Here is a 12440-nt window from a genome sequence, read left to right as displayed (position 1 = left end):
TTAAACATATTTTTTAATTTTAGGTAGATAAATATATATACTTTATGGTATTATAAAGATTATATCAATTCTAATAATTTTATAAGCAAAGAGGTTTATTTTATGTCTAAATATATCGCAAAAGGAATCATAGATATGCCGAGTTCCGGCATCAGGGAATTTTTTGACGTTGCAAATATGATGAAAGACGCTATTTCGCTTGGCGTTGGCGAACCGGATTTTGAAACGCCGTGGCATGTCAGAGAAGCGGCTATTTCTTCCATTGAAAAAGGCCTTACGTCATATTCTTCTAATACCGGAATGATTGAACTTAGGGAAGCAATTTCCGATTATCTCGATGAAAGGTATGATATACAATATGCGCCTGAGCATCAGATACTTGTTACAATAGGAGCAAGCGAGGGAATTGATTTAGCCTTGAGGGCCTTGGTTAATCCCGGCGACGAGGTTCTTGTTGTGGAGCCTTCATATGTAAGCTATAAGCCTTGTATAACCATGTGCGGCGGTATTGCAGTACCTATTGTTACAAAAGCCGAAAATGAATTCAGGCTTACCCCTGACGAGCTTAAAGCTTGTATAACTCCAAAAACAAAAGCTCTTATACTGCCATATCCTAATAACCCTACAGGCGGTATAATGGAAATTGATGATCTGGCGGCGATTTCAAAAGTAATAATTGAAAATGACATAATTGTAATAAGCGATGAAATATATTCGGAACTTACTTACGGAGGAAGGCATGCCTCCATTGCTTCGCTTCCGGGAATGTACGAAAGGACTATTGTGTTAAACGGTTTTTCAAAAGCGTTTGCCATGACAGGATGGCGTTTGGGATATGCGGCCGGCCCGGAGGAGTTTATTTATAATATGAATAAAATACATCAGTATATTGCCATGTGCGCTCCGACGCCAAGCCAGTTTGCGGGTATTGAGGCGTTAAGGGGAGCGGACAGGGACAATGATATAGAAATTATGCGGGAAGCATATGATGCAAGGAGAAAATTGATTGTAGGGCGTTTCAGGCAGATGGGGCTTGATTGTTTTGAGCCGAGGGGAGCGTTTTATGTTTTTCCAAGTATACAAAAGACGGGCATGAAAAGTAAAGACTTCTGCAAAGAACTTCTCTATGACCAGAAAGTTGCCGTTGTACCGGGAACTGCGTTCGGCGAATGTGGGGAAGGGTTTATCCGCTGTTCATATGCATATTCGGTTGAAAATATAGAAGAGGCGCTTGATAGGATTGAGATTTTTGTTAAAAAACATATTAAATGAGATGGAAATATTTTTGACGGAGAGCGCTACAAAAAACGGTATACGCATTAAAGTTTGCGGCATATGCAAAATGGGATATGCCGCAAAGGCATGCAGTGAATATAAAAACGGTATAAGCAGCGCAGTTTTTCAGGAAACACATGACGAATATATAGTTGACTTAAATTTAAACCGATTAATTGTCAGTATTTCAATCAAAGAGGTGTTTGCAGTTGGAGCAAGCGTGTTTGTTGAAGGGGTTAAATATAACAGCGGCGGAATAATAGGAAATCCTTTTATCGAAGGCGAGTCGGCGGACGACGATATCGATTATATAGGCAACGGGCTTTACTGTATTGCTTTTTCAGGCAGATTTGGGGCTGTTTTCGACGGAGGAAGGGAAACGGCTGAAAGCGTTAAGAAAAGCTTTATTGAGTTTCTCGAATATGACAATGAAAAGGCTGTTTTATTGGCTGAACAATATTTAAAAAGCAAATGCCGACTGTATATTTTTGTTTCAGACGGGTGCGGTGAAAAAGGCAAGTTCTATGTTTCGGCATATAAGAAATGATTTTGGATGGAGTATAAATGATATAATGAAATGAAATTTTAATAAACTTTGACCTACTGCTATTATATATAATTATATAATAATTCGGTTTTTAGACAGAAAGTGGGAATTTCATTACAACATGGAAAATGTATTTTGACTTTAATTCTGTAACTTTAAATTAATTTGATTTAAATTTATAATAGCTTCAGTTTACAAGAGCACACATGGTTTTAACGGACGTTAGCGGCGTAATGGCTGTGTTAAAGCCGCTTGACGTAGGAACCCGCTGCGCCTGTGCATATTTGCCCTGCTCTTATACTGCTAATGCCTGTTAAAACTCTCGATATCGCAAGGGGAAAATTTTTTGCAGTTCAAGATGCACGAGCCGGCACAGCGGAGCCTACGGCAAGCGTATGCAACATGGAAATGCGGAAAATTTTTCATGATGGGGTGTGTATGTTCTTGTAAACTGAAGCTGTGTATTTATATTAATTCTTTTATAGTGTAAAGTTTTATAGGGAATTAAAAAGCAGAGGATTAATTTTTTTGTTATTATATTTTTACGGATTTTAGAAATACATAAGGTTTTGATTTCAGAATAACATAAATCTATAAAACATGTTTTATATGTTAATGATTTATTTTGATATTAAGAAGAGATGATGTTTGAATTTTAGGATGTGATATAATTATTTGCGCGGCGAATTTTTTAAGCCGGAGGAAGGAAATATTTTTATAGGCTTATGGAAATAAAATCCCATTAGGAAAATATTTTTGTTTTCATAATGGGATTTTATGCATAATTATACCATGATATTACGGTTTAAGACTCATATCGGAATTTCTGAGCAGAAGTTCTGCTTTAAGCTTAATGTTAAGAAGTTCTCGCTTTATAATTTCGATTTTTTTATTATCATTTCTAAAACTCGGAATTGATACGCTTACGGCAACTATTGGTTTGCCGTTTTTCATTATTGGGACGGCTATGCATTGTATCTGTTCTGAAAATTCTTCGTTTTCATATGCAAAACCTTCTGCTTCAACCTGTTTAAGCTGATTGTAAAATATGTTGATATCCGTAATCGAATATTTTGTGCATGAAGGCATTTTATCGGGAAATAATTCAAGTATTTCTTCAAACTGCATTTTACAAAGAAGGCACTTGCCGAGGGCTGTGCAGTTGGCGGAAACTTGCTTGCCGACATACGTTACAAGACGAAGCGACTGAGGTGAGTCTTTTTTTGCAATATAAAGCACATTAGGTCCGTCAAGTATTCCCAAGCTGCAAGTTTCATTACATATTTCAACAAGTTTTGACATTTCTTCGCTAATGTGAGAAAGAAGATTCTGGTTATTTACATATGTAGAACCGATTGCGAATGTGCTGACGCCGATTGTATATTTGAGAGTATTTGGATTAAGAGATATATAATGCCTGCTTTCAAGCGTGTGTATCATAGGAAATATGCTGCTTTTCGGAGCCCCTATAATTTTTGAAACTTCTGTTAAACTGTATCCTGTTTCACTTGACGCCAATAATTCAAGTATGTCAAGAACTCTGTTTGTGGTGCGGTGTTCAGTCGGGTTCATAAAATTCTCCTTTATTGATTGTTAACTGTCTCAAATTTAATTGTTTTGTTTATACCGGATGAATATATCGGTTCGTTTTTATCGGTTATAAATACAGCTTCGGTATCATCGGTATTTTCGATTAATTCCATACCTTTTTCGGCTCCGAGAAGAAAACACGTCGTGCTGAGGGCATCGGCGTCTGCTGATGACGATGATATGATTGTTACAGAATTTAAGCCTGTATTTGCCGAATATCCTGTGTTTGTATCAAGTATATGATGATACAGGGTGTTATTATCATATAAAAACCTTTCATATACGCCTGACGTAACAACCGATGTATCTTTTAAATATAATTTGCCGAATAAGACGCCTGTTTGTGAAAACGGCTCTTGTATACCTACGGAAAAAAGAGGGTCTTCATCTTCAGGGCCTATTAGGAGTATATTGCCTCCCAAAGATATAATTGCTTTTGAAACTCCGTTTTCAAGCATAAATTCTTTTGCTTTGTCGCCGATAAAGCCTTTTGCAATTCCGCCGAGATCTATTGATGCTTTAGGATCGGAAAGCCGTATTTTATTGCCGCTAATTTCAATATTTTCATATCCGACATGTTTAAGGGCTTCGGCTATTTCGTGTTCAGCCGGTTTTTTCGAGCCGTTTCCGTTAAAATCCCATAAATCTGTCACAGGGGATATTGTTATGTCAAACTTTCCGTTTGATATTTCGCTGTATTTAAGCGATAAATTTATAAGTTCGGCGGTTTCGTCGCTTACTTCCACCCATTCCCCGTTACTGCTGTTAATTTTGCTTATCTCACTGGAGCTTATTGTTTTGCTGAGCTTATTTTCATATTCACTGCATAAGGCAAATGTATCTTCTATTATCTTATTGGCTTTTTCTTCCGGCATGTTGTAAACTGATATTGTTGATATAGTATTAAGAAGAAAGCTGGTTTGTGATACAGGTTCAGCCTGTTTTGGGGTGCAGCCGGAAAACATAAGGACTGAAATTAATAAAATCATTAGTTTTCTCATGAATTATAATTCTCCTTTTTTATTCTGAGTTACTATTATACAGCAAAATTCAACTTCAAACAACAATTTTAACAACAGAATTGTAAACCTATTAAATAAAATGGTTGACAATGTAAAACTTATAAAATATAATACAATGTAAGGAGGGAAATATATAATGACAACAAGAGACTATTTAATTTGCGGTATTTTTGCAGCCGTATTAGGCGTAAGTTCAATTTTAGTTATTCCGATGTTTTTTACCCCGATTCCGATAACGTTTCAGGTTATGGCCCTTGGTATTACCGCGGCCGTTCTGGGCGGCAGGAAGGGGACGCTTTCCGTTTTGATTTATGTTCTGCTTGGGGCGGTCGGACTGCCGGTTTTTTCCGGAATGAAAGGCGGCGTTGGTTCTATATTGGGGCCTACAGGCGGATATATATGGGGATTTATACCGTTTGCATTTATATCCGGAAGCTTAATTGAATTTATTGAGAAAAACAACAAAGGGAATAAAGGTAAAATAATGCTGGAATTCCTGTCGCTTTTATTGGGTCTTGCCGCCGTCTATGTCTGCGGCACAATCCAATTTATGGCTGTGGCCGGAGTTGGGCTTGCGGAGGCTGTTGCATCGGCTGTCGCGCCGTTTGTGGTTTTAGATTCATTGAAACTTTTTGGAGCCGTCGTTATTTCGATGTACATAAAAAACAGTCTGCCGTGGGTTGCGGAACGAAATAAACAGTAATATTGTTTTTGTGAAATAATAATTTTTAATATTTTTAGTTTTAACTGAAATTTATTGTTTATGCCATTTTTTAAGGCAAACGTTTGCCGATTAAAACGTCATGCGGCTGTAAAAACGAAAAAACAAAAAAAGATAAAAACCAGCCGCTTCATTTTAACTGCGGCTGGTTTTTTTGCATGATTTAACGGCGATGCTTTTTTGAGAAATTTTTCGGTTTTACTTTGGCCTTTTTTGCCCGTTCTATGTTAACTTTTTTGCCTTTGATTTTGCTGTTGTTCATTCCGTCTATTATATCTTTTGCATATTTATAGGGTACGTCTACGTAAGTGAAGTCGTCATAAATTTCAATGGAGCCTATAAGACGTCCAGGAACGCCTGTTTCTCCGGCAAAGGCGCCTACAATATCTTTTGCATGTATCTGGCTGCTTTTTCCGGCGTTAACAAAAAGACGTACCATTTCTTTTGAAGGATCAATTTTTTTATTGCCGACAAATGAATTTTTGGCGTTTAAGTCGTCTTCGGCGTCGCTGTAATCGCTTATTGCATCGCCAAGCTGAAGCTTGAGCAAGGCGGCCGCTATATCCATGGCGGAAATATCATCGTTAAGCATATTTTCAACTATATTAACATACTTGTTTAAAGCGCCTTCTTCTATTACGGTGTTGATTTTTTCTATGAACATGTTCGTTTTTGTTGTTTCAATATCTGTCAGGGTAGGCAGTTTTTGCTGTATGATTTTTGTTTTGGCATATCTCATTATATCCCTAAGCTTATATATTTCTTTCCCGCAGCAGAATGTAAAAGCTTTTCCGCTTTTACCGGCGCGGCCTGTACGGCCTATACGATGAACATAATATTCTTCATCTTGGGGTATGTCATAATTGAATACAACGTCTACGTTGTCAACGTCTATACCCCTTGCGGCAACGTCGGTAGCCACAAGTATTTCTATTTTTCCGCTCCTGAATTTCTGCATAACCCTGTCGCGCTGTATCTGTTTGAGATCCCCATGAAGGCCGTCGGCGAAGTATCCGCGTCCGAGAAGCTGCTCGACGACGTCGTCTACGCGCTTTTTGGTATTGCAGAACACAACGGCAAGTTTCGGCGAATATATATCAATGAGCCTGCAAAGGGCTTCAAGCTTATATTTTTCCTTTACGTCAAAATATACTTGTTCTATTTGAGGGACCGTAAGTTCTTTTCTTGTTATTTTTACAAGTTCCGGATCTCTGAGATATTTTTTTGAAAGATCCATAATTTCCGGCGACATTGTTGCTGAAAACATAACTGTCTGCCTTTCTTGCGGAACTTTAGAAAGTATTTCTTCTATATCGTCCCTAAATCCCATATCGAGCATTTCGTCGGCTTCATCAAGTACGGCGTATTTAACGGATTCCATTTTTAATGTGCGGCGTTTCATATGATCCATAACGCGCCCGGGAGTGCCGATTACAACCTGAACGCCTTTTTTTAACGCCGTAATCTGCCTGTCTATAGGCTGACCGCCGTATATAGGAAGCACCATTATATTGCTCCTGAATTTTAAAAGCTTCCTGAATTCTTCGCTTACTTGGATTGTAAGTTCCCTTGTAGGGCACAGTATGAGGGCTTGAAGGCTGCGGCTTTTCGGATTGATTTTTTCTAGGCATGGTATTCCGAAAGAAGCGGTTTTGCCTGTCCCCGTTTGTGACTGGCCGATTATATCGCGTCCGGACATTATAATTGGTATTGCCTGGCTTTGAATAGGAGTTGCCTCCTCAAAACCCATATCTAAAACGGCTTTGAGCGTGCCGGGCAGAAGATTCATATCTTCAAATTTCAAATTTTCCATTAATTATTTCCTTCCTGAAATCGTTTACAAAAAAATAGTTTACGCGTTAGTATAACAATATTATTAACAAATTGCAATGTTTATTTTAATTATAGCATTGACAATTATAAATTTTATGGTAATATTATTAAGATAATGATAAAAGCTGTGAAGGTGTAAAGTAGGTATCTGAAACCCCGCCCAGAGAAGAAATGCCATGGCTGCAAGCATTTTCGGGAAGCATTTGATATTGAAGTTCCCACCGGAGCTTATTTTCTGAACTTTCTGAGATTTAAGTAGGAAAATACGTCTAGCGCGCGTTATGCGCTTAACGCTTGTCAGAGCATGAAAGAGAGCCCGCATGAGCGGGAATATGGGTGGTACCGCGGAATTTTGCCTTCGTCCCTTGATTAACAGGGGCGGGGGCTTTTTTGTATGATTTTTGAAGGGAGCATCGGAAATGAAAAAACAACTGAAAGATATTCATGACATGGCCTTAAACAGGCTGTCGGATATTAAGGAAACAAAGGAGCTTGACGACCTTAAAGTTAAACTTCTCGGCAAAAAGGGCGAGCTGACGGCTATACTTAAAGGAATGAAAGATTTATCGAATGAGGAAAGACCGGTTATCGGCCAGCTTGCGAACGAAATAAGAAACGATATTGAAACAAAAATCGAGGAGGCAAAGAACAAGCTTGCCGAACTTGAGATGAAAAACAGGCTTGAGGCTGAAAGCATAGACGTTACAATGCCGGGAAAGGCTGAGCCAAGCGGGCACAAACACCCTATGACTACGGTTATAGACGAGATAACAAATATATTTATAGGCATGGGATATTCTATTGCGGAAGGGCCGGAAATTGAAAAAGATTATTACAATTTTGAGGCTTTAAATATACCGGCAAACCATCCGGCTAAAGACGAACAGGATACGTTTTATATAAACAGCGATATTGTTTTGAGAACGCAAACTTCTCCGGTGCAGGTAAGGACAATGGAAAAGGGCAGTCTGCCTATAAGGGTTGTATGCCCAGGAACCGTTTACCGTTCCGATAATGTTGATGCGACACATTCGCCTATATTCCATCAGTTGGAGGGGCTTGTCGTAGATAAAGGAATAACAATGGGGGATCTTAAAGGGGCTCTTGCGGTTTTTGCAAAGGAGCTTTTCGGAGAAGATGTTAAAGTAAGATTCAGGCCGCATCATTTCCCGTTTACGGAGCCGAGCGCCGAAATGGACGTTACATGTTTTGCATGCGGCGGAAAGGGATGCAAAGTTTGTAAAGGCGAAGGATATATAGAACTTTTAGGGTGCGGCATGGTTCACCCTAAAGTGCTTAAAATGAGCGGCATTGATCCTGAAGTTTACAGTGGATTTGCTTTCGGAATGGGGCTTGAGCGCGTTGCAATGCAGCGTTACGGAATAACAGATCTTAGGCTTTTATTTGAAAATGACGTTAAATTCTTAAAGCAATTCTAATTGAGGAGGAAGATACAAATGGATATTTCAATGTCATGGTTAAAGGACTATGTTGACATAGACGCCGATATTAAAGATTTTGTCGAGGATATAACCTTATCGGGTTCAAAGGTTGAAGGATATACTGAAATTGCGTCGGATATTACGGGCGTTGTTGTTGGAAAAGTGCTTTCTATTGAAAAGCATCCAGACGCCGATAAACTTGTCGTAACTAAAATCGATATAGGAAAGAATGAACCTCTCCAAATTGTAACGGGGGCGACAAATCTTTTTGCGGGCGCCTATGTTCCTGTTGCAACAGACGGTTCGCACCTTGCAAACGGCGTAAAGATAAAAAAAGGAAAGTTAAGGGGAGTTGAAAGCAACGGCATGCTTTGTTCCGTTGAGGAACTGGGATGCGACAGGCATGATTTCCCGGAAGCTCCCGAAAACGGTATTTATATATTCCCGGAAGAAAAAGAGCTCGGAATGGACGCAAGGGAAGCTCTCGATTTAATTGACACTTCGGTTGAATTTGAAATAACTTCAAACAGGCCGGACTGTTTCAGCATGTTGGGAATCGCGAGGGAAGCGGCGGCAACATACAAAAAAGTTTTTCGTATGCCGGAAATAAAAGTAAATGAAACGGCAGACGGGGATATTAATTCAATGGTATCGGTTGAGATATTAAATCCCGATCTTTGTCCAAGATATGTCGCAAGGATTGTTAAAAACGTAAAAATAGGCCCGTCTCCCAGGTGGATGAGGAAAAGGCTGCGTTCAGTCGGGATTAGGCCGATAAATAACATTGTCGATATAACTAACTATGTAATGGCTGAAATGGGCCAGCCTCTGCACGCTTTCAGCATTGACACTATTGACGAACATAAGATTATCGTAAGGAATGCAAAAGAAGGCGAGAAATTCAAGACGCTCGACGGAGTTGAAAGGCAGCTGGATCCTTCCATGCTTGTTATCTCGGATCCTAATAAGGCGGTGGCCATTGCGGGAGTTATGGGCGGCGAAAACTCTATGATTACAGGCGATACGGAAACAGTGTTATTTGAATCTGCTAATTTTAACGGGCCGAGCGTAAGGATAACGGCTAAAAAAGTAGGTTTGAGAACTGACGCGTCAAGCAAGTATGAAAAGGGTTTGGATCCTAATTTAAACAGGATTGCGGCAGACAGGGCCGTTCAGCTTGTGGAACTTTTGGGATGCGGCGAGGTTGTAAAAGGCGCTGTGGACTGTTATCCGAATAAAAGGGAGCCGTGGGAACTTTCATACGATCCGGAATGGATAAACAGACTGCTTGGGACAGATATTTCAGAGGACGAAATGGTTGAAATATTTAAACGTCTTGAAATTGATGTTGACAGGAAAAGAAGAGTTGTAACAATACCTACTTTCAGGCCGGATCTTGAAGCTCAGGCGGATCTTGCCGAGGAGGTTGCGAGATTTTACGGATATGATAAAATAGAGCCTACGCTTGCGGCTGGGACGCCTACTGTAGGCAAAAAGACGTACAGCCAGATAATTGAAGATATAATTAAACAAACAATGATTAAAAACGGCATCTTTGAGGCTATGAATTTTACATTCGAGAGCCCTAAAGTTTATGATAAGCTTAATATAGAAAAAGACTCGCATTTAAGGAATTCTATTAAGATATTGAATCCGCTCGGTGAAGATTTTTCTGTTATGAGAACCACAACTTTAAACAGCATGCTTAATTCCCTCTCTACAAATTACAACAGGAGAAATATGGAAGCGGCGCTGTTTGAAGTAGGCAAAGTTTATATACCAAAATCTCTTCCTCTGACAGAGCTCCCGGACGAACCAAAGAAACTTACGATTGGAATGTATGGCGCGGGATGCGATTTCTACAGGCTTAAAGGCATTGCAGAGAATCTTTTTGAAGCGGTTGGCATGGATAAAGAGGTTGAATATATACCAAATAAAAATATAAGCTGGATGCATCCGGGAAGGACCGCCGACGTTTCTGTAAACGGCGAAAGCTTCGGATATATAGGGGAGCTTCATCCGACTGTAGCTAAAAATTATTCTATCGGCACGAGAGTATATATTGCCGTAATTGATATTGAAACTGTATTTGCAAAAAGCGATATGGTTCGCGAGTATAAGCCTCTGCCGAAATTCCCTGCAATGACAAGGGATATTTCAATGGTTGTTGACAGCGGCGTATTTGTTAAGGATATTGAAAAGGTTATTAAGAAAAAAGGAGGAAAACTCCTTGAAGAAATATCCCTTTTTGACGTATATACAGGCGGCCAGATTGAAAAAGGGCTGAAATCCGTATCATATTCGTTAACTTTCAGGGCTTCTGAACGGACATTGGTGGACGATGAGGTAAATTCCGTAATGGACAGGATACTTGCATCCCTTAAAGAGGAATTCGGGGCAGAGCTGAGGGAGAAATAATTTATAATATGACAAAGCTGTTAAAATGTAAATTTTTAGATACGGTTGCAATTTAAATCTGTAACGCGTAAATAAATAAAACTTAAAAATCGATTTTTAATACAGGCTATAGCTTTATTAATTTATCGGAACAGCTGAATTTTTAATTATGATATAAAAAGCCGTTTATTTCAAATTCAGTTTTGCATGTAAATAATGAAGGTATTTTATGCCTTGCAGACATCTGCAAATGTAAATTGTTTTTTTGGTTATGCGTTTTCAATACATTAAAATACCGCGGCCGCAAAGCCGCGGTATTGTTATTTATTGATAGTTTGGGCGGATAAGTCCGTTTGACAGGCGTTCAAGCTTGCTTATTGCATCATCTTCGACAGGTTCGCCGTTTTCGTCAATTTCATTGCGTATATTCAGCATTTCCCTGTCAATGGACGATATTATTTCGGCACAGTTGTAAAGACGGCTCGAAATCATGCTTTCATTCGGTATATTCCTTTTATATTTAAGCGTATGTTCAAGGCTTGCCCAAAAGTCCATCGCTATAGTCCTGAATTGTATTTCAACCCGTATGTTTTCTTTCCTGTCTGAGAAAAATACCGGTATTTCCACTATGATGTGGTAACTTCTGTAGCCGTTTGGTTTTGGGTTTTTTATGTAGTCTTTTACCGCTATTAATGTAATATCATCCTGGGATGTAAGCATATCCGAAACGCGGTATATATCGTCTATAAAAGAACATATTACCCTTATTCCTGCGACGTCGTTAAGGTTTTTTACTATTGAAGGACATGAAACGTCATAACTTCTTGATTTTAATTTCTTTACAATACTCATTGGTTTTTTGATACGCTGGGTTATAAATTCTATAGGGTTTCTGCTGTAACGCATGGCAAGATCGTCGTTAAGGGTTTCAAGTTTTGTCCTTATTTCGCGGATAGCTGAGTTATACATCATCATAAGTTCCTGAAATTGAAGCGTTTGTTCTATAAAAAGTTCCGTATTTTTTGATATTTTTTGTTTTTCGCGGTCTTCTTGTATACCATTTATAATAAGATCGGCGTTTTCCATTTGTTATTCTCCTTTGCAGACTTTTGTTAAAATTTAATCTATAATACGATTATAACATATTTTTTGTTTAAGTGTTAAATAAACGGCGATAAATATTATTGCCGTGCATACGTTGATTTTAGGTTAAAATTATGTTATTGTAATAAAATAGGTTTTTAGTGAAGTTTTTTAATACAAAACTGTTTCTATATATTAAGAGGCAATAGTTTTTGTGTAATTTGTATGAAAGGGAGAATTTAATGAAAGTTACAGATGAGATTATTGATTACATCGGTATCCTCGCACGCCTGAAACTTGATGACAGCGAAAAGGAAAGCGCTAAAAGCGAATTGGAAAAAATCATAAATTATATGGACACTCTTAGTTCCCTTGACACAACAAATATTGAGGAAATGAGCCATGCGTTCCCTGTAAAGAACGTTTTTAGGGAAGATATTGTGGGCGAGTCTGTTGACAGGGATGTTATAACATTAAATGCGCCTGATAAAAAAGACGGCTGCTTTAAAGTTCCGAAAACTGTTGAATAG

The 12440-nt window shown here is 38.7% G+C and carries 10 protein-coding genes and 1 other annotated feature; of the genes, 6 read left to right on the top strand and 4 right to left on the bottom strand.

The window, feature by feature from the left end; all coding sequences use genetic code 11:
- Nucleotides 1-102 precede the first annotated feature (102 nt).
- On the top strand, nt 103-1272 hold the full coding sequence (locus NE664_05990; protein ID MCQ4726213.1) for an aminotransferase class I/II-fold pyridoxal phosphate-dependent enzyme: 1170 nt from the start codon (nt 103-105) through the stop codon (nt 1270-1272).
- On the top strand, nt 1250-1822 hold the full coding sequence (locus tag NE664_05985; GenBank protein ID MCQ4726212.1) for a hypothetical protein: 573 nt from the start codon (nt 1250-1252) through the stop codon (nt 1820-1822). The genes NE664_05990 and NE664_05985 overlap by 23 nt, the downstream gene beginning before the upstream one ends.
- 798 nt (nt 1823-2620) lie before the next feature.
- On the opposite strand, the gene NE664_05980 is transcribed toward NE664_05985, so the two are convergent.
- Together NE664_05980 and NE664_05975 are read right to left on the bottom strand one after the other, a co-directional pair.
- Complete coding sequence (locus NE664_05980) at nt 2621-3394, bottom strand: IclR family transcriptional regulator (protein MCQ4726211.1); 774 nt, start codon at nt 3392-3394, stop codon at nt 2621-2623.
- Between the two features lie 11 nt (nt 3395-3405).
- A complete protein-coding gene (locus tag NE664_05975) occupies nt 3406-4413 on the bottom strand; it encodes an FAD:protein FMN transferase (protein ID MCQ4726210.1) in 1008 nt (335 codons plus the stop codon).
- Nucleotides 4414-4570: 157 nt separating this feature from the next.
- Here NE664_05975 and NE664_05970 point away from each other — a divergent pair, with 157 nt between their 5' ends.
- Nucleotides 4571-5137, top strand: a complete 567-nt coding sequence (locus NE664_05970; protein MCQ4726209.1) for a biotin transporter BioY — start codon at nt 4571-4573, stop codon at nt 5135-5137.
- 181 nt (nt 5138-5318) lie between these two features.
- Here NE664_05970 and NE664_05965 read toward each other — a convergent pair whose 3' ends face one another.
- Nucleotides 5319-6968, bottom strand: a complete 1650-nt coding sequence (locus NE664_05965) for a DEAD/DEAH box helicase (protein ID MCQ4726208.1) — start codon at nt 6966-6968, stop codon at nt 5319-5321.
- 138 nt (nt 6969-7106) lie between these two features.
- Nucleotides 7107-7357: a binding site (T-box leader), on the top strand.
- A 50-nt stretch (nt 7358-7407) separates the two neighbouring features.
- Between NE664_05965 and NE664_05960 the strand changes: the two genes are divergently transcribed.
- On the top strand, nt 7408-8427 hold the full coding sequence (locus NE664_05960; protein MCQ4726207.1) for a phenylalanine--tRNA ligase subunit alpha: 1020 nt from the start codon (nt 7408-7410) through the stop codon (nt 8425-8427).
- An 18-nt stretch (nt 8428-8445) separates the two neighbouring features.
- On the top strand, nt 8446-10848 hold the full coding sequence (pheT, locus tag NE664_05955; protein ID MCQ4726206.1) for a phenylalanine--tRNA ligase subunit beta: 2403 nt from the start codon (nt 8446-8448) through the stop codon (nt 10846-10848).
- Between the two features lie 303 nt (nt 10849-11151).
- Here the strand turns inward: pheT and NE664_05950 are convergent, their stop codons facing one another.
- Nucleotides 11152-11913 (bottom strand): GTP pyrophosphokinase family protein, encoded by a 762-nt coding sequence (locus NE664_05950; GenBank protein ID MCQ4726205.1) that lies wholly within the window; start codon nt 11911-11913, stop codon nt 11152-11154.
- A 239-nt stretch (nt 11914-12152) separates the two neighbouring features.
- Here NE664_05950 and gatC point away from each other — a divergent pair, with 239 nt between their 5' ends.
- Complete coding sequence (gatC, locus tag NE664_05945) at nt 12153-12440, top strand: Asp-tRNA(Asn)/Glu-tRNA(Gln) amidotransferase subunit GatC (protein ID MCQ4726204.1); 288 nt, start codon at nt 12153-12155, stop codon at nt 12438-12440.

Source organism: Anaerotignum faecicola (assembly GCA_024460105.1).
Classification (GTDB): Bacteria; Bacillota; Clostridia; order Lachnospirales; family Anaerotignaceae; genus JANFXS01.
Note: the sequence above shows the minus strand (reverse complement) of the source record. Positions and strands in the feature narration are given on the sequence as shown.